Source organism: Enhygromyxa salina, assembly GCF_002994615.1.
GTDB lineage: Bacteria > Myxococcota_A > Polyangia > Nannocystales > Nannocystaceae > Plesiocystis > Plesiocystis salina_A.
The window spans coordinates 13,782-31,653 of sequence record NZ_PVNK01000086.1 but is presented as its reverse complement, the minus strand read 5'-3'; the positions used below and the strand labels follow the sequence as shown (position 1 = coordinate 31,653).

Annotated in this window: 16 protein-coding genes, 1 tRNA gene and 1 pseudogene; 7 read left to right on the top strand and 11 right to left on the bottom strand. The window is 66.8% G+C overall.

What is annotated here, in order from left to right; all coding sequences use genetic code 11:
* Positions 1–101: 101 nt before the first annotated feature.
* A tRNA-Asn gene (locus ENSA5_RS08270) sits at positions 102–174 on the top strand.
* A 251-nt stretch (positions 175–425) separates the two neighbouring features.
* Here ENSA5_RS08270 and ENSA5_RS39720 read toward each other — a convergent pair.
* Positions 426–572 (bottom strand): annotated as a pseudogene (locus ENSA5_RS39720) (hypothetical protein); the annotation flags it as partial.
* A 508-nt stretch (positions 573–1,080) separates the two neighbouring features.
* Here ENSA5_RS39720 and ENSA5_RS37250 point away from each other — a divergent pair.
* Genes ENSA5_RS37250 through ENSA5_RS08245 form a run of 5 tightly spaced genes read left to right on the top strand, consistent with a single transcriptional unit; the run spans position 1,081 to position 5,953 of the window.
* Positions 1,081–1,872, top strand: coding sequence for a hypothetical protein (locus ENSA5_RS37250; protein ID WP_181197512.1), 792 nt, complete (start codon positions 1,081–1,083; stop codon positions 1,870–1,872).
* A complete protein-coding gene (locus ENSA5_RS08260) occupies positions 1,794–2,912 on the top strand; it encodes a DUF2169 family type VI secretion system accessory protein (protein WP_308726536.1) in 1,119 nt (372 codons plus the stop codon). Before ENSA5_RS37250 ends, ENSA5_RS08260 begins: the two co-directional genes overlap by 79 nt.
* A complete protein-coding gene (locus ENSA5_RS08255) occupies positions 2,909–3,952 on the top strand; it encodes a beta-ketoacyl synthase N-terminal-like domain-containing protein (protein WP_106391089.1) in 1,044 nt (347 codons plus the stop codon). The genes ENSA5_RS08260 and ENSA5_RS08255 overlap by 4 nt, the downstream gene beginning before the upstream one ends.
* Positions 3,949–5,136 carry a DUF4150 domain-containing protein gene (locus tag ENSA5_RS08250; protein ID WP_106391088.1) on the top strand — a complete coding sequence of 396 codons (1,188 nt, stop codon included), beginning with the start codon at positions 3,949–3,951 and terminating at the stop codon, positions 5,134–5,136. Before ENSA5_RS08255 ends, ENSA5_RS08250 begins: the two co-directional genes overlap by 4 nt.
* Positions 5,129–5,953, top strand: a complete 825-nt coding sequence (locus tag ENSA5_RS08245) for a hypothetical protein (RefSeq protein WP_146155461.1) — start codon at positions 5,129–5,131, stop codon at positions 5,951–5,953. Before ENSA5_RS08250 ends, ENSA5_RS08245 begins: the two co-directional genes overlap by 8 nt.
* A 65-nt stretch (positions 5,954–6,018) precedes the next feature.
* Here ENSA5_RS08245 and ENSA5_RS08240 read toward each other — a convergent pair whose 3' ends face one another.
* Genes ENSA5_RS08240 through ENSA5_RS08230 form a run of 3 tightly spaced genes read right to left on the bottom strand, consistent with a single transcriptional unit; the run spans position 6,019 to position 7,730 of the window.
* Positions 6,019–6,555, bottom strand: coding sequence for a helix-turn-helix domain-containing protein (locus tag ENSA5_RS08240; RefSeq protein ID WP_106391086.1), 537 nt, complete (start codon positions 6,553–6,555; stop codon positions 6,019–6,021).
* Positions 6,552–7,124 carry a hypothetical protein gene (locus ENSA5_RS08235; RefSeq protein ID WP_181197510.1) on the bottom strand — a complete coding sequence of 191 codons (573 nt, stop codon included), beginning with the start codon at positions 7,122–7,124 and terminating at the stop codon, positions 6,552–6,554. The genes ENSA5_RS08240 and ENSA5_RS08235 overlap by 4 nt, the downstream gene beginning before the upstream one ends.
* A gap of 15 nt (positions 7,125–7,139) precedes the next feature.
* A complete protein-coding gene (locus ENSA5_RS08230; protein ID WP_181197509.1) occupies positions 7,140–7,730 on the bottom strand; it encodes an RNA polymerase sigma factor in 591 nt (196 codons plus the stop codon).
* Between the two features lie 212 nt (positions 7,731–7,942).
* On the opposite strand from ENSA5_RS08230, the gene ENSA5_RS08225 reads away from it, so the two are divergent.
* Entirely contained in the window at positions 7,943–9,406 is a 1,464-nt protein-coding gene (locus ENSA5_RS08225) for a serine/threonine protein kinase (RefSeq protein ID WP_258182790.1), read from the top strand.
* 7 nt (positions 9,407–9,413) lie between these two features.
* Here ENSA5_RS08225 and ENSA5_RS37245 read toward each other — a convergent pair whose 3' ends face one another.
* The 7 genes from ENSA5_RS37245 to ENSA5_RS08190 all read right to left on the bottom strand — a co-directional run bounded on the left by ENSA5_RS37245 (position 9,414) and on the right by ENSA5_RS08190 (position 17,821).
* Positions 9,414–9,926 (bottom strand): hypothetical protein, encoded by a 513-nt coding sequence (locus tag ENSA5_RS37245; protein ID WP_181197507.1) that lies wholly within the window; start codon positions 9,924–9,926, stop codon positions 9,414–9,416.
* A 513-nt stretch (positions 9,927–10,439) separates the two neighbouring features.
* The gene (locus ENSA5_RS08215) at positions 10,440–10,661 is read right to left on the bottom strand and encodes an addiction module protein (protein WP_106391082.1); all 222 of its coding nucleotides are present in this window, start codon (positions 10,659–10,661) and stop codon (positions 10,440–10,442) included.
* Positions 10,662–11,212: 551 nt separating this feature from the next.
* The gene (gene arsB / locus ENSA5_RS08210; RefSeq protein WP_106391081.1) at positions 11,213–12,244 is read right to left on the bottom strand and encodes an ACR3 family arsenite efflux transporter; all 1,032 of its coding nucleotides are present in this window, start codon (positions 12,242–12,244) and stop codon (positions 11,213–11,215) included.
* 82 nt (positions 12,245–12,326) lie between these two features.
* The gene (locus ENSA5_RS08205) at positions 12,327–12,641 is read right to left on the bottom strand and encodes an ArsR/SmtB family transcription factor (protein WP_106391080.1); all 315 of its coding nucleotides are present in this window, start codon (positions 12,639–12,641) and stop codon (positions 12,327–12,329) included.
* A gap of 79 nt (positions 12,642–12,720) precedes the next feature.
* Positions 12,721–14,178 carry an SDR family NAD(P)-dependent oxidoreductase gene (locus tag ENSA5_RS08200; protein ID WP_106391079.1) on the bottom strand — a complete coding sequence of 486 codons (1,458 nt, stop codon included), beginning with the start codon at positions 14,176–14,178 and terminating at the stop codon, positions 12,721–12,723.
* A 150-nt stretch (positions 14,179–14,328) separates the two neighbouring features.
* Positions 14,329–16,002, bottom strand: coding sequence for a PTS sugar transporter subunit IIA (locus ENSA5_RS08195; protein ID WP_219906751.1), 1,674 nt, complete (start codon positions 16,000–16,002; stop codon positions 14,329–14,331).
* Positions 16,003–16,447: 445 nt separating this feature from the next.
* Positions 16,448–17,821 (bottom strand): NHL repeat-containing protein, encoded by a 1,374-nt coding sequence (locus ENSA5_RS08190; protein WP_146155460.1) that lies wholly within the window; start codon positions 17,819–17,821, stop codon positions 16,448–16,450.
* Positions 17,822–17,872: the final 51 nt, after the last annotated feature.

The following is a 17,872-nucleotide window of genomic DNA, read 5'->3' as shown; positions in this document are numbered from 1 at the left end:
GGTCTGGGCGGCCAGTCGCCGGGGGCTGGTGTTGTACGAGGGTGCTTGACGGTCGCGTGGGGGTCGGCTAGACCCCCCCGACCCGCATCACGAGCGGCCATTCCGGCATAGCTCAGTTGGTAGAGCAGTCGGCTGTTAACCGACTTGTCGCAAGTTCGAGTCTTGCTGCCGGAGCTTTGTTTTGGACAGCTAGGGTGACCTAGCTGTCCGTTTTCAATTCTCTGGGCGAAGCGGTGCCGCTGCGGTTCCTCGGCGATCGCGCACTGGGCTGTGGAGATCCCAGTCGTGGAGCACGCGCGACAACACCACGGCGTCCGCCTGGATCTGCCACGGTTCGAACAGGTTCCCGCTCCGCCAGCGCACCCCTGCGCTGCCATCGCCATCACCTCCGGACGGTCGAGGAGCGTGACCTCAGCGTAGGGGTGCGCGTCGACGATCCGCTGCGCGAGAACACCGAGGCCGGCTCCCGCATCGATCAGACGTTCGTCGCCGCGCAGACCGAGGAGCTCGAGGCTGAGTGCTACGCGACGGCGCCGGTCGCCTACCCCCTCCCGGGGTTGTGCGAAGGGCACCGAAACGTTCCGTGGAGTGGCGAACGTTGGGAGTTTGGCGCGTCCGCCAACTGCGACGATCCGCACATGTTCGGACCGGCCGACGATGGTGGAATGCACACGGTGGTCACGATCGACATTTCGCCCGAGTATGTCGATGAGGAACTAGCCGTCTGGATTCCTTCCGACGTCGGTGCGAAGGTCTGGCCCTGTCTGGATGAGCCGATGTTCGATGTTGATCCAACGTTTTTTCAGGGAACGTTGCTTCACAATAACATAGGTCCACCTAATTTCTCTCGGGCGGGACGCTACCGTAGGGCCGCGTTCACCGACCTTGTCGCCTTCGGCCTCGACAGCCGGGGCCGGGTCACTGGGACGTGCACGCAAGGACACGCCCTTCTCCTCGGTCAGGCAGCGGAGGTTCTCGGAGACGGGCTCGTGGATGGGTCGACTGTTTACGGGCGACGATACTATCCCACCTGGTCCGGACACTCGATCGAGCACCCAAACTCCGCTACCGTCTCCAGACGTGAGGCTCCTCCGGCACTCCATCGAACGGCACCTCCAAGAGGCCGACTTCCTGCTCGAGGTCTGGGCCGACTGTCTCGAAGCTCCCGACTACACCCTCGACGAACTTGGCGGCCCCGAGCCCCGGCTGATCGCCCAACTCGACGGTCTCGCCGTCGCTGGCGCTCCGATCGTCGACGAGTTGCTCATGCCCGCGCTCGAGCACGACACCATCGATACCTCGCTCGCCTGTGCTGCCACGCTGGCCTTGTTCGAGGTCGGCACCGTTGACGACAGTGCAGGCGCACTCGAGATCCTCGACGCAACAACGGCCGAGGATGAACGATGGCTGGGGGTCGTCCGTGGACTCCAGCTCAGCGAACGCGATGGACTCGACACGTGGATCCGCGATCATCTCCACCGCGGTGGATCCAACTCACGCGTATCGGGGCTCGCCATGGCAACGGTTGTGCGTGGTCTCGACCCCGGCCCGGAACTCGCGGAGCTCAAAGCTCGGCTTCCACACCCAAACCCAGAGGTACACGCCGCCTGGAGGGCCTCCAGACGAGCACGGCTCGCCGACGCGCCGCGCCTTCTCGATGGCCGGTCGTGGTCGTCCGAGGGCCTCATTGCCGCGCGACATCACGCGCCTCTGCGTCGTCGGCACATGTTGGCGCTGGAGTTGCAGATCCGAAACGGTGGCTCGCAGCGAGTCGACACGCGCAGCTGGACGACATGGCAGCTCGAGCAGTTCGCGCGCACGAGCCCCATCGCAGTGACCCTACGAGGAGAGGCCTCGGCGAGCTTCGCCTGAATTCGGGGAACACGATGGAGCTCGTCAACCTCACGCCCTTCGCCTTGCAAGTGACGCCCTCGATGTCACGGGACGATCGTGACCTCGTCCTGCTCGTGGTCATGGCCAGCTACGAGATCCCACGGCCCCATGAGGCCACGACGCCGCGCGTGGCCGAAGAACAACCTCCCCCTCCGATGACCGATGCCTACCACGGCGACCCGAGCAGCTCGAGTTTGCGCGTGGAGGGACAGTCGATCTACGCGCGCCCCGGCACGGACGTCTACATCCGCGGCCATGCCTGGACCCCCGGTGGTCGACCATCGGCTCGCTCCGAACTCCACGTTCGTGTCGGGCCTTGCCGTCACAGCGCACTGGTGCTCGGGGAGCGGGTCTGGAGCCGCAGCTTCGCAACGCTCACAGCGACGCGACCGACTTCCTTCGAATGCATACCGATCCTTTGGGAGCGCAGCTTCGGCGGCAGCCCAGGCCATGCGCGTGGTCGTCGCGCCGAGATCGCCGCGCGCAACCCCGTCGGCTGCGGCCTCTACGAAGACCGCCCCACAGCGGACGGTCGACCCCTGCCGAACTTCGAAGATCCCCGCCAGCCAATCTCGGGATTCGGCGATCTGCCTGAGCCCGTGGGCTTTGGCCCAATTCCCCGTCACTGGCAGCCGCGATTGTCCCATGCGGGCACCTACGATCAAACCTGGGTCGAGACGCGCGCCCCCCTGTGGCCCGCCGACATGGACGAGCGTCTCTTTTGCGCCGCGGCGCCCGGCTTGCATGCTCAGCCTCACCTGCGCGGTGGCGAGCCTGTCATCTTGCTCGGCCTGCACCCTGACGGTCCTATCGAGTTCGAGCTGCCCGCGCTCGCGCTCACGGCTCGCTTCGAGTTTCGACGCAGGATCCTCGAACAGGCCCTGGTTCTCGACGCCATCGACATTGACGGTGACCATATGCGCCTCGGGCTAATCTGGCGGACCGCGGTCCAGGCCGACCCGCTCGAGCTCCAGTCGATCCTGGTGCGCGAGCTCGCCACCTGGGAGCGCGTACGATGAACGAGGAGATCGACGTCCTCGCGCTCGGCATGGCGACTCCCTTGGGACTCAGCTCCCGTGCGACGCTCGCGGCCCTGCGCGCTGGCTTTGCTGCCCACGAGGAGATCGACGAGGTGGAGGACCTGTCTGGAGAGAGCGTGACCGCCTGTCGGCTCGAGCAACCCGACCCAGGCTCGGGCCGCATCGAGCGAGCCTGCTTCTTTGCCAGCCATGCGCTCACCGAGCTGCTGAGCTGGCAGCCCTGGACGTCACCGCCCGCCGTCTTCCTCGCGACTCCCGAGCCAACGCAAGCTCAGGACTTCGAAGCTGCGACCCTCTGGACGAGTCTGTGCCGCAGCTTCGGGCACACGTCACTCGCCTCGACCACGACAATGCTTCCATTTGGTCGTGCGGGTCTGTTTCACGCACTCGCCCAAGCCCGCGCTCAACTCTGCGCTGGCACCATCGACCTTGCGCTCGTCGGAGGGGCTGACTCTCTGGTCACGACCGAGGATGTGCAGCGCCTCGCACGAGCCAACGCGCTTCTTGGCAAGACCAACCAAGACGGGCTGATCCCCGGCGAGGGAGCGGCGTTCTTCTTGCTGGCCCGACGTGGCGCCCGAGCAGCCGTTGCCGCAATCGAGGCGCTCGCGCTCGACCGCGAGCCCGAGCCTCGCAACACAGGTGCCCCGCCGCGAGCGGTCGGGCTCACGCGGGCCTTCGCGCAAGTGCGAGTGAACCAGGCGGCCCGCCCCGATGTCGTCGTCACGGCGCTTCCGCCTCAGCGCTGGTGGGGGCGCGAGTTCAGCCACGCCTACCTGCGCAATGCTGCACTGATGCCCGAGCCACTTGTGACCGTCGCCCCCAGTGTCGCCCTCGGCGATCTTGGAGCCGCAGCGGGGGCCGTCGCCCTCGGCGTCGGTTTCTGGCAGCTGCACCCGATCGTCCCGCGACGTGGCAGGACCGGGCTCGAACGCGCTCTCGTCTACGGCTGCGCCGACGAGGGGACGATCGGTGTTTGTCTGCTACGCTCCCCCCGAACGAACAGCGAAGTGTCATGACCAAGCCAGTCTACGCCAACGGCCGCGAGGTTCTCCATGCTGGCGACGGCCACGTCCACATCTGTGCGCCGCCAGACGTGTGCAAGACGCCTTCTCCTGGCGGGCCCCCCATACCTGTTCCTTACGTCAACTCGGCCGCGGACCGGGACCTGAAGAAAGGGTCCAAGCGGACGAAGATCGGGAACAAGTCGATCGCCATCGAGGGGGCGAAGCTCGGGACCAGCACCGGTGACGAACCCGGGAACGCGGGCGGGGGACTCATGTCTTCGAAGACCAAGGGCGCCATGACCTGGCAGACCGCGAGTCCAAACGTCCGAGTCGAGGGCAAGGCCGTCGTGCGCTTCATGGACGTCACGATGCACAACGGGAACACGTTCAACACCGCGTTTCAGGCGGCCGGTGGGACCGGCTTCGCCTATGCCGACGACTTCGACGGCACGTGCCCGATCTGCCGCGAGGGGCCGGAACGCCATCGGATCCTCGAGAACCCCGACATCGTGACCCGGGCCAACGATATCATCGCCGATCTGCGGGCCGAGTACGCGAAGCGTGGCCGCCATGACAGCCTCCGAGTGGCATTCAAGAAGGGGCGCGGCTACATGATCGCGGTCATGAGCTGCCTGTGCAACAACGGAGAGAAGACATGGGCCGCAGCGTCGGGCGACATGACTCTCGACGGATTTGTTGAAATCGCGGGGCGGCACGTGGACACCGTTATCTCTGGTGGTGCGGTGACTGCCCAGCAACTTTGGGCCGCCAATCGTTCGCCGCGTGCTACGAATTTCGATGAGCTCGATCGGAGGTGGACAGCCATCAACGCACTTCGAGAAGATGATAGTCGAGAATCTACAGGCTTCTCGGCTCCGGGGTACTGCGCTGCCGCCAAGCTCATTGCGGGCGCAAAAGGACATGTGCCTGTCCGGATGACCGAGCGATATTTTTCGCCCAAAATCGAATGGTCTGCCACCTACAGCGTTCGGACGACGCGCTTGAGCGAACAACAACTCCAAGCGCTGACTCCCCTGGAACTCGATCTCGTCATGCGGAACGCTCTGGCGGGAGAAGTCGAGCCCATGTCGTTCCGCGGTGGCCCGACTCACGCCGAGACGGTCGCCTCGTGTCATACTTGCCAGGAACTCTTGTACATGGCGGTCTGCGAAAAGGACGACTTGCCCTGTGGCTAACTCTCGTTTTCACGAAGTGCTGGAATTTGTCGAGGCTCGATCTCCGGGCACCCTCGCCGAGCACTATCCGCCTGTCCCGCGAGAACAGATCGATGAACTCCTCGGAGCGTGTCCCCCTGATGTGGTTGCGCGCGTACCTCGTGCGGCGTTGGAAGTTCTCACATGGCTCGGCGGGAGTGACTCTTCCGTCATGTCGGTATTTGGAGCCACCTACACGACCTCGGTCGCCCAGATGCTCGATGACCTGGAATTTCAGCTGCTTGCCAACCGTTTTTTTCGGGTCGCCATTGATCGCAACCCCGAGCAAATGACTCAAGAAGACCTCTATGTCGACCTCTCGCGTAGCGACGGTGAAGATGCGCCTCTCATCAGCATTCTCGAAGAGTGGACGGGCAGGGAGCCTCCTCTTCGAGGCCATACAGTCTTGAGCAAGAGTCTGTCGCGGGTGTTCTACGACTTCGACCTTCGCCAGCGAGGTTTTCTCGGCTACCTGGCGAGGAGCTATCGCACGCACTTAGACGGCACCCGGTGGGAGGACTACTCGGACGCCATGACTCGCCTTGTCGAGCGCATGGGCTTGCCCGAATTAATCCACATCCGACCAGATGTTCGCTGCTATTCTAGCAGCGAGCTCTCGCTGAAGTTCGAGGCGATGGGGGTCGATCTCCGCACTCCAGACGGCTACCTTCAGATCTGGATTGGTGCGGACAACCGTGACGCCTTCTTGAACTACGCTGCGCAGATCCGCAGCCACATGCCGCCGTTGCCGATCCTCGACGAGTGGCGCGTTCCACGGCCGCCGAACAGCCCGATCTGAGCCGGCAGCCTTCCGAGCATGGTCAGGGCTTGGAAGCGCCAAGACGGTGTAGCTCCCGGACCCGCTCATTTTTCTTCGTCCGGGAGCCGCGCTGCGATCAGCCCCCGCACGAACGCCGTTACCACGCTCAGGGGAAGATCAGGGTTCTCCCGCAACACCGTCACCAGCTCCTCTAGCAGCCCGGGGTGCAATGCATCGTGTCGCCTCGCGCCGGAATGTTCGCCGAGGGCGCGAAGCCAAAACGCCGCTGTACCGGGCGTACTGCAAGTTTTGGCGACAAAGCCCTCGGCGAAGAGGCCAAGCGAGGCGGCGCGAGGCATTGCACCCCGGGCTGCTAGCTCCGGGTCCATCGGCTCGCGGACGTCCATCGCCTCGAACAAGGCGCTCAAACGCAGGTCGAGACCCCCGGCCAACTTCCGCATGGTGTTGAGCGAGGGCGAGAAGTCGTCGTGCTCGAGCCGTCGGATCGTGTCGACCGAGAGCCCCGACAGCTCGGCGAGTCGACTCTGAGTGAGACCGCGCGCCTTGCGAAGTCGCCGCAGGTGATGTCCGAGCAGCGCCCGGTGGCGTTCCGCGCCGCCGATCTCGGCCTGCCCGCTCATCGTCGCCCCGCGTACTGATACAGGGTCGCGCTCGTCGACCCGGTCCGCACGACCACCTTGGCCGCCACCAAGCGGCGGAGTGCCCCTTGAAGTTTCCAGCGAGGGCCACCCACGCGGGCGCGGAGATACCCAGCCCCAACTGGGCGCCCCGCTTCGGTGAGAACCTCCTCGACCAGCTGGTCGAACGCTTCAGCCCGTACGCGCTTGGCTCGCTCGAGTCGGGCGACGTCGATCACCGGGCCGTCGTCGTCGGGGAGCGACAGGCAGCCCGCGTCGGGCTCGGTCAGCAGCTCGCGCAGGGTCAGACCACGAAGCGCCAACGCCCGCGCGCCGCCCTGGTCGAGGTACTCGAGCACCTCCCCCAGCGTCCACTCGGGATGGGAGCGCAGCACCGTCACGAGCGCGACCTTCTCGGCTTCTCGCAGGGCGCTCTCGAGCTGAGGGATCTCCGACATCGCCCAGCACCGCGCGAGCCCGAGTGAACTTCCCGGGGCGGGCGGCGCCGTCGCCGACATGGGCAGCTGTGCGGCGGCCAACATCGAGACCGGGCGCGCGACATCGCCCAACACCGCGCGAGATCATGATCAATTCCTGGGGCTCGACGACGGCGACGACGGCGACGACTGCAGAATCGGTGTTCGCAAAGCGAGCTTCAGCAGCTCGCCCAGCCGGTTGCGCCCGCGGTGGCGCCGGGTCCAGACCGTCTTGACCGAGATCCCTGCGCGCTCGGCCAGCTCCGCGTCGTCGCCGCCGTCGAGCCAGTGCTGGACCGCTTGTCGCTCGTGCTCCGGTAGCTGCGCGAGGCACCGGGCGAAGGCCTCACGCCACTCGCGCTCGTAGAGGCTCGACGTGGGGCTCAGCTTGGGCGTCACAGCTCGGGCGTGGAGCGCCCGCCTGCGCGCCCACTCGCGATGACGTTCGCGTGTCTTCGTCTTCGCTTCGAAGCTCGCGGCCTTGAGCACCCACTTGCGGAACTCGTTTGCATCGCTCGATTCGAAGGTGTCGAGCTTCTTCAGCGTGTCTTCGCAAGTTTGCTGGACCAGGTCGTCGATCTCGGTGTCGCTAAAGTTGTTCGAGAAGAACGCGCGAAGCTCGCGATTCAACCAGCGTCCGAGCTCCTTGTAAGCTCTCGGGTCGCCGGCTCGCGCGGCGTGGATCAACTCATCGAGCTTCATGATGGGCACGATATCGCAGCAAGGGCAGCTGGCGACCTGTACCAACGGACACAGTATCGTGCCCGAACCGGCGAACTTGCGGTATTGGTCCCCGCATATCTGCCTGGTCCGACTGGTGTACATTCGTGAGGTTGTCGGATGAGGAACACCCGTCGGGCTCGCCGGGCCGGCCTCGCCGGCTTCCGCTGCACTGGCGGAAGGTGTGGACCGAGATGGTCGACGCGCGGACGGCCCATCAGGCGCACCCCGACAACCCCCTGGTGAAGATCGGCCGATTCGACGGTTGGAAGTTGATCGGCCAAGGTGGCTACGGGGCCGTGTTCGAGGTCATCGATCCCGAGCTCGATCGCCACGTCGCGCTCAAGCTGTGTCTGACCCGCGGACCCAAGGCGGCCGAGGCCATCACACGCGAGGCCAAGGTCATGGCGAAGCTCTCGCACCCGAACATCATCACCGTTCATGAGACCGGCAAGCTCGGCGAGGACGTGTTCTTCGTGATGGAGTTGGTCGAGGGCGCGAACGGGAAGTTCGAGAACACCGGGAACCACCTGATCTACAAGCGGCCGCACTGGCGTGACGCGGTTAACGTCTACCGTCAGGTCGGCCGCGGTCTCGCGGCTGCGCACGAGGCCGGCGTCGTCCACGGGGACTTCAAACCGGGAAACGTTCTCACGGACTCGACCGGCCGCCCGCGGGTGGTCGACTTCGGCCTCGCGCAGGTGATGCGCAGCTATGAGCCCGACGAGGCTGGCGAGGGGCTCGAGCATCGGATGGGCACGCTGCCCTACATGGCGCCGGAGGTGCTGCGCGGGGAGCCTGGGGACGTGCGGGCGGACCAGTGGTCGTTCTGCGTGGCGCTGTGGGAGACAGTCGAGGGGGTGCTGCCCTACCTTGGCGCGACGACCCTGGCTCTGCTCGAGTCGATCACCGACGACGAGCCCTTCTCTCCGAGAAGTGCGGCAGAGGTACCCGCGAAGCTGCGGGCGATCTTGCGCAAGGGACTGTCGGCGGACCCGCGCGAGCGCTACCCCAGCATGGCCGCGCTGGTCGACGCGCTCGACGAGCTGATCGAGGAGCCGCCTGGAGAGGGGAAGCCGCCCGAGCGCGAACTGCCCCCCGCTGGCAGGCCACGTGGGGGGATCTTGTTCTTTTTGGCCATGGGGGCCGCGTTTTGCCTGATGCTCGGCGCGCTGGGCCACGCGTTGCTCTTTGTGGGCTCAGGATCGACGCCGACGCCGACCCCGACCCCGGCTGCGGCACCCGTGAGTGAGCCCGGATCGCCCTGCGCCTTGCCGGCTTCAGCGCGGCCGTCGACCGACCTGGACGACGATGTTCTGGCGACCTGCGTGTTGATCCGAGCGGGGCACTTCGAGCAGGCGAACGACCTGTGGGAGAGGCAGCGCACCGCTCGGGAGCCCCGGCTGTGGAATGACGGGTTGGTGCACACGCCGACTGATCTGGGCTCGGACACGCTGGTCGTCGCGCAGACCTTCCTCGATCAAGCGGAGGCGCTAGGGCGAACGAACCCGAGCGAAGCACGCATCGCCGCAGCGGAGGCCTACCTGTGGGCGACACTGGTCATCTCCGATGTGGAAGAGGGCGAACTCGCGGCCGACGCTGCCGCGGTGATCAAACACGCGGACCTCTATCAGCCGTTCGGCGGCGCCGGGGGGTGACGGCTCGTTACTCGAAGCAGTCCACGGTGCCATCCTCGTTGGATATCCCGTGTTCGCAAGCCAGAAGCTCACCCTGGCAGTTGGGGAGTGTCCCCGCAACGACGAGCTGGCAGGCGCCGCCTGAAGTGCAACACGCCACGAGGGCTGCCAACTCGGCCTCCGGGACTGGCGGCCGAGCGACGCACAATCCGCGGTCGCACATGCTCGGGAACGGCTGGTAGCAGACAAAGCCAAGCGCGGTCTCCTCGCCATACTCGCAGTACTTGGGCTCGCCGACGTCGCAGGAGCCATCCCTCGCAGTCGCCGTGCACTCGGCCGCGTCGCCGTCGATCGTGCAGCAGATGTCGTCTGCCCAGACAGGCACGTTGGGCCCGGCCCACTGGCAGTACCGTGAGAGGGTCTGGCCGACGGCGTCCGTTATTGGCGCTCCTGACGGGTTTAGATAGACATCGTCGCAGAGATTGGGCGAGTAGATAGCGAAGGTTGTCAAAAGGGTGGTGAGTAGGGTGGTGAGCTCCATTTGCGGACGCTAGCATGCGCATTGGGCGCCTAAGACGCTGTACGTAGAGTCGACAACACGCGCACTCGCGTTGCTCGCGCTTGGCTGACGCCGCGCTCGCGTGCGGCCCGGTTGACCTCGTCGGCCGCCACCCTCGCCCTGGCAGCTCGCGCGCAGCTCTGCGCCGATCGGCATCGCCAAACGGTAGGCCGTATAGACGGTCGCAGGCAGCGCCCGGCGCCTCGCCGTCGCCGCCGACTACGAGCGGCGACGCCAGCGACTCGGGTTCACGGGCTGCTAGCACCAAGCGCTCTCCATCTTCATCACAGAAGAACACAGCGTACGGAAAACGACGAAGTAGGCCCCGGCGAATCTCACCGTGGACCTTGGGGAACTGGGTTGGCGTCGCGTCGACCCGCCCGAGCAGAGCTTCGACCGCGAGGAGGAACTCATCCCCAAGCCCTGGTCTGCGCTCTTCGTACCAGTCCCGGGCAGCTGTCAGATCGCCGCTGACCTCCGGGCGAAAACGAAGCGTCAACCCACGCCTCGTACCTGCCGCTTGACCTCCGTCCAGCTCAGGGTTTCGGTGGGGTCGCGTCGGTGTGCAGCCAACCGGCGGTCGAGCTCTGCTCGGATCTCGGGCGAGACCTCGAGGTGGTCGCCTCGCTTTTCAACCAGGCTGTCCCAGAGCTTCTCGATCAGACGAAGACGCTCGTCTCCGCTCAGGCGAAGAGCTGCTTCTTCCGCGGTTTCCACGAGGCGAGTCTAGCAGCCCGGGGAGCAATGCCTCGCGCCGCCTCGCTTGGCCTTTTCGCCGAGGGCTTTGTCGCCAAAACTTGCAGTACGCCCGGTACAGCGGCGTTTTGGCTTCGCGCCCTCGGCGAACATTCCGGCGCGAGGCGACACGATGCATTGCACCCCGGGCTGCTAGCACCTCCCCCGTCAGCCCGCCTGGAGTCCGAGGCAGCCGCGTTACTCGCGCTTGGCTGACGCCGCGCTCGCGAGCGGCCCGGCCGACCTCGTCGGCCGCCACTCTCGCCGGCCACGCCTCGGCCGGCGAAATGGCTCCGAGCACCCCCTCCGGGGTTCTCGCAATTCAGCCCGGCTTGCGGAACAGGGCGCCGACGTCGAAGGGCACGGCACCGAAGGGCTCGGGTCGCGCCCCGGGCTCAGCACGCCGAGAAGCGCGACCTCTCGCCGACGACCTGCTGGCTCGCGGGCCCCGGAGCGCTCGACCTCGACGAGCTCATGGGGCTGCTGGCGGACCGAGCGACAAGACCAGGTCTCACCCACGGTCGCCACTCCACTCAGTCCGCCGCGCCCGCCGCCCCTGCGCCAGGAAACCACCCCTTCGTGCGGTTGGCGAAGGCCACCAGCGAGAGCATGACGGGAACCTCGATCAAGACCCCGACGACCGTCGCGAGCGCAGCCCCCGACGACAATCCGAACAAGCTAATCGCAACCGCGACCGCCAGCTCGAAGAAGTTCGAGGTCCCGATCATCGCGGCCGGGGCCGCGACATCGAAGGGCAGCCGCAGGACCCGAGCGAGGCCGTAGGCGATGGCGAAGATCCCGTAGCTTTGGATCAGCAGCGGCACCGCGATGAGCACCACTCGCAGCGGCTGGTCGAGGATCGTCTGGGCCTGAAAGCCAAACAGGAGCACGACAGTCAGCAACAGGCCCAGGATCGAGGTTGGCTTGAGCCGCTGCCCGAGCGCCTCGACGCGATCGGCCTCGAGCACCCGCTGGGTGGCGATCCCGATCCCGAGGGGCACGACCACGAAGATGACGACCGACGCCACCAGCGTGTCCCAGGGGACCTCGAGCTCGGTGACCCCGAGCAGGAGGCCGGCGATCGGAGCGAAGGCGAACACGAGGATGAGGTCGTTGACCGAGACCTGGACCAGGGTGTAGTTGGCGTCGCCCTTGGTCAGGTGACTCCAGACAAAGACCATCGCCGTACACGGCGCGACGCCGAGCAGGATCATGCCCGCGATGTACTGCTCGGCGTCGGCCTCGGGCACGAGGCCGGCGAACACCACCCGGAAGAACAAGATGCCGAGCGCGGCCATCGTGAACGGCTTGATCAGCCAGTTCACGACCAGGGTGAGCGCCAAGCCCTTGGGCTTGCGGCCCACGTTCGCAAGGCAGCCCGGCTCGACCTTGAGCAGCATCGGGTAGATCATCAGCCAGATCAGGACCGCGACGACGAGGTTGACGCCGGCCACCTCGAGGCCGGCGACGGCCTCGAAGGCCGAAGGCGCGAGCACGCCGAGGCCGACGCCCGCGCCGATCGCGAGCGCGACCCAAAGCGACAAGTATTTTTCGAAGATGCCCATGCTCAACCTTTGAAAGCCCGGTGCGCGGGCCTGTATATCGACGAATTTCGATGCAGGAATGAAAAAAACAGACGCATGCGGGTCACGAGTCGAGCAGCGACATCACCGTCGCCAGAGGGCTCGCGGCGTCTTTGGTGATCGAGTAGAAGGCCCACGTACCCCGGCGCTCGGCGTTCAAGACTCCGGCTTTGCGCAGGAGCCCGAGGTGGTGCGAGATCGTGGACTGGGACAGGTCGAAGTGGGCCTCGATCTCGCAGGCGCACAGGGGCTCCTTGGCCGCCGCGACCAAGGAGACGATCTCCAACCTCGTGGGGTCGGCGAGGGCCTTGAGGCTCGCGGCGCACTCTCCGAGGGAGGGCGCGGGGCGCTTGTTGGCGGCTGCGGACGAGCGTGGCATGCAAAGAGGGGCCACGGAGCTCTTACATCGAAGAACTTCGATATGCAACGGCGGAGGTGAACGCCGAGCTCGGCGCCGCTCACCAGTCCGTCGGTCGGTAGTCCTTGAGAAAGCGCCCCCACACGTGCTCGCCCGTGATCCAACCTTGAAAGATCGGATCCAGGATCCGCGCCGCCCCGTCGACGATATCGAGGGGCGGATGAAAGCGCTGCTCCTCGCGCTTGCGCTCGGCGATCTCGACCGGGTCCTCATCCGTCACCCAGCCCGTGTCCACGCTGTTCATGTGGATCCCATCCCGGACATAGTCCGGCGCCGAGGTCCGCGTGAGCATGTTGAGCCCGGCCTTGGCCATGTTGGTGTGGGGGTGCCGAGGGGTCTTGAAGGTCCGATAAAATTGGCCCTCCATCGCCGAGACGTTGACGATGTGGCGGTCGCGCTCGGGCCCGCGCAGCATCAGCGGCTTGAGCTGGCCGTTGAGCACGAAGGGCGCGACGGCGTTGACGAGGTGAACCTCGAGCAGCTCGACGGCCGAGACCTCGTCGAGCAGCAGGCGCCAGCTGTTGACCTTGCGAAAGTCGACCTGCTGCTGATCCGCGTCGAGCAGCTGCTTGGGGAACAGCTCGACGGAGCTGTCGAGGTCCTCGGGCAGGAGCGGGACCTGGCTGAGCTCGGCCGCGCCGCCGAACCCGTGATTGTGAGCGGGCAGCGAGCTCGGGTCGCCGGCGACGATCGCCCGCGCCTGGGCCGAGAGCAGCTCGGGCTGGCGCTCGGCGTCCATGAGGTGGGCGTAGAAGCCCCGCGGTCGGCGGACGGTCTGGCACGCGTTGTTGATGATGAAGTCGAGGCGTTGCTCGTGGGCGAGCAGATCGCGGCACAGCTGCTGGACGCTCGGCGTGTGGCGAAGATCGACGCCGTGGATCGCGAGGCGGTCGCTCCAGTCCGCGAAGTCGTCCTCGGCGGCGTAGCGGCGGGCGGCGTCGTGGGGGAAGCGGGTCGTGACGAGGACCCGGGCCCCGGCCCGGAGCAGCTTGATCGCGGCCTGGTAGCCAATCTTGACCCGCGCGCCAGTGATCAGCGCGGTGCGTCCGCGGAGGTCGGCGGTCTGGTGGCGACGCTCGAAGTTGAGCTCGCCGCAGTCCTGGCAGAGCCGATCGTAGAAGTGGTGAACCCGGGTGAACCTGGTCTTGCACACGTAGCAGGACCGGGGCTGGTTGAGCTCGGCGGGCTCGGCGGGGGCCTCGAGCTCACGCGGGGCGTCGCGGCTCGGGGTCGCAAACACGGGCTGGGCGCGCTTGCGTCGGATCGTGGTCGCGGTGGTGAGCTGCTCGTCGGCCGAGCGCTCGTTGCGTTTGCGCATGCGCTGCTCGGCCCGTCGCAGGACTCGCTGCTCGGCCCGCGAGGGACGCGAGGCGAGCCCGGCGGCCTTGAGCAGGCGGATGCGCAGCTGCTCGTCGAGAGCGGCGAGCAAGCCACGGTCGGCGACGACGGCCTCGAGGAGCGCCGCGGCCTCGGCGGCCTTTTGCTCGAAGTGATCCATGCGAGCGCCTCTATAGTGCCCCGAGGCCCAACGAGGCAACCGCGCGGCTGCGCGTCAACGATAGCCACGCTGAGGTCATCGGGCGACCCTTGCCCGCGGGTTGATGGGAGCGCGGCGGTGACGGTGATCGCGAGGGCGTCGAGCTCGAGCTCAGCGATCGCGACCGACGCGTTCGATCGCTTCATCGAGGTAATAGTTGAGGGCGTCGGACTCGTCAGCGTGGAGGATCTCGTAGGCGTGACCGGCACTGCGAGCGTGGTAGAGCTGGTCGCGGAGGTTCTCGTCTTTGGTCAGCGCAGAGGCGAAGGCGCTGAGGATCTGCAGGTGTCGCTGGCGGTCGCTCTCGGGCGCGGCGAGCAGCACGACCGCGTGGACGGGGCGGCCATCGTAGGCGCCGAGATCGAGGCCCTCGGTGTTGAGTCCGAGCACGCCGCAGACCTCCTGACCCTCGGGGACCATCGCGTGGGGGATCATCAGGCCGCGGCCGAGGCAGGTCGAGGCCTCGTCCTCACGCGCGAGCACCGAGGCGATGAACTCGGCCTTGGGCACGAGCATCGGCGTGGTCGCGTAGAGGCGGTCGGCGAGGGCCTGGATCAGCTCATGCTTGGTCCCGTTGATGTTGAGCACGATCCGCTGCTCTTCGAGGAAGTCGAGCAAGCGCGGGCGGTCTTGACCGACCTCGCCCGCGCGCTGGAGCGAGAGGCGGGTCGCGCTCGGACCGATGAGCTGGTTGACCGCGAGCCCGGCGAGCCCGATCGCAACCACGGTGTCGGCGACCCCGGCCAGCTGCGGCTGAGCTTGGGTGAAGAAGAGCAAGCCGACCGCGACGCCGCCGTGAGGCAAGAGCGCGAGCCCGATGTGATTGCGGACGCTGCGGGGGACTCGCGCCGCGCTCATCGACAGGTACGCGCTCAGCGACTTGCCGCCGAGCCGCGCCGCGAAGTAGAGGAACACGACCCCGGCCATCGGGATGACGACCGCGAAGTCGAGGCGCATGCCCACGATCGTGTAGAAGCCCGCGAACAGGACCCCGCTGAAGGGCTGGAGGTAGGCCTCGGCCGAGCGCGCGGTGTCGTGTTGGATGTTCGACAGCGCGATCCCGGCGAAGGTGCACGCGAGGATGCTCGACACGTCGGCGACCTGCGCGAGCCCCCACGCGCCGAGGATCACCGCGACCGTCGTCGGCCCGACGAAGTTCGGCCTGACCAGGCGCCGCGTGAGGCCGACCGCGACCAGCGAGCAGCCCAGCCCGATCCCGAGCGCGAGCCCGAACTCGGTCCCGAGCGCCAGCATCGCGTCCTGCCACTCGTGGGAGCGTTCGCGCAGCAACGACTCCCAAAACGCGAACGCTCCGACCGCGACCATGTCGATGAGCCCGATCCCCGCGATCAGCGTGCCCGTGAGCAGCCCCCGCGCCCGGGCCTCGCGGACCACGACGAGCGTGGTCCCCGGCGCCCCCGCGATCGCGATGACCGCCAGCAGCACCGAGACCTCGGCGTCGAGCCCCCCGATGAAGTGCAGCGCACAAAACACGACCGTCGGCGTGATCAGGGCCTCCCCGAGGACCAACAGCATCAGCCGCCGCTCCGCGTTGCGTAAGCTGTGCAGGTGCAGCGTCGCCCCGACCGTGAAGCTGATGAACCCGAGCACGAAGTCCGTGAACGGCGAGAAGTCTCCCAGCGACCCCGGCTCCAGCCCCGGCAGCGCCAGGACCCGAAGCACGATCCCCGTCCCGATCCACCCCGTAACCCGCGGAAGCCTGAGCCGCGAGGCCAGCTCTCCCCCAACGATCCCCGCGATCAGGATCGTCGCCAGATTCAGCATCGGCTCATCAAAGTTCATCGCAGCCATCGCAGAGCGAAGCGGGAGAGTACGCCATCCCCCTCAATTTCATGAGCGCTCTTTGCACAGCATTACGCACGAGCCCCCCGAAAAAGGCGCCCCACAAGACGCCAACAAGCCCCCTTCGAGGCCTAGCAGCCCGGGGTGCAATGCATCGTGTCGCCTCGCGCCGGAATTTTCGCCGAGGGCGCGAAGCCAAAACGCCGCTGTACCGGGCGTACTGCAAGTTTTGGCGACAAAGCCATCGGCGAAAAGGCCAAGCGAGGCGGCGCGAGGCATTGCACCCCGGGCTGCTAGGGAGCCACGCGTCCCCCTGCGCAGCTCATAACCAGCCCACCGAGGGAGGGAGCGCAGCGACCGACCTGCCGCGCAGTGGCAGTGCGTGGCAGAGTCGCCAACGCCTGTGGGGGTCATCAAACCCCGGCGATTAATTACTCGGGTTGTTGCCGACTGCGCTGAGTGCGGCGCCGGTCATGTCCGAGTAGGTGTACGCCCCGACCAGCCCGTTGTACGAGGTCACCTGACCGGTCTCCGGATCCACGCGGTGGGCCCCGTTGCCGTTGACGGCCCACACGTACCCGGCGAAGTCGACGCTGACCCCGTAGGAGGTCGGCGTCGGCCAGTTGTAGACGATCTCGAAGGTCTCGCGGTTGAGCCCGCGCACGCCGTTCGAGCCCAGCCACAGCAGCCCCCCATCATCGACCGAATTCGCGTCGGCCATGCACCCGGCCGTCCAGCTCCCGAGCTCATCGCTCACGGTCCACTCCTCGGTCATGGGGTCGAAGCGGGCGACCCGGCTGGCGCAGTTCCAGACCATCCCGTCGACGTCGACGGTCATCCCGTACCAGTGGGACGAGACGCCGACCGACGAGGGGCCCTCCCACACGGTCGCCTCCATGGTCTCGATGTCGACCCGGACGAGCTGGTTGCCGGTCGCCCAGCCCGTGCCCCAGAAGTTGCCCTCGGAGTCGACCGCGGCCCCGTAGATGCCAAAGGAGTCGGACTTGAGCCCGGGGATCTCGACGGTCTCGATGACCATTCCGGTCTCGCCGTCGAGCAGCAAGACCTCGTCTTGGTTGTTGCCGTAGCGGCCGGCCGTCCACAGCATCTCGTCTTCCCACGCGCAGGTGCCGGGGTTCCAGGTGCCGGGCGCCCACGCGAGCGGGCGTTGGCTGTCGTAGTCGAAGGGCGTGTGCCAGGCCCGACACTCCTCCTCATCCCAGGGCAGGGCGGCGTTGTTGAGCGAGGTCTGGATGCCGGGAATCCCGTTGGACTCCTCGCAGAATTCCTCGGTCGCGTAGAACTTGGTCACGCCGCCCTGGCGGCTGGCGACGGCCACGTGCCCGGTCAAGCTGACCGAGGTCCGCGACGGGCTGCCTGCGCCGTCGGGCCGGACCATGTAGCGACCGACCTCCTGGACCGTCTCGGTGTCGATCTTCGAGATCGTGCCTTCGGAGCTGTTGGCGGCCCACAAGAACGAGAACTCGGGCTCGCCGCCGTTGCCCTGGCCGTCGCCGCAGTTGCCGGGGCCCGCGTCGGGGATGCCGCCGAGGTCCCAGACCGTGCCGCCGCTGTCGTCGTCGCCGGAGTCGCCGTCGCCGGAGTCGCCGTCGCCGGAGTCGCCGTCGCCCGTGTCGGGCGGGTCGGTGTCTGCGCTATCTGCGGTGGAGTCGCTGCTCGAGTCCGTGTTGGAGTCGTTGCCCGAGTCGTTGCCCGAGTCTGCGGTCGGGCTAATGCCGCTGGTCCCGTCGTCGGCGTTGTCGGCACGTCCGGAGTCGGTGCCGCAGCCGAGGGTGGCCATCGAGATCGCAAGGAGAACTGGGACCGAAGGTATACGCATCATGAACAAGGC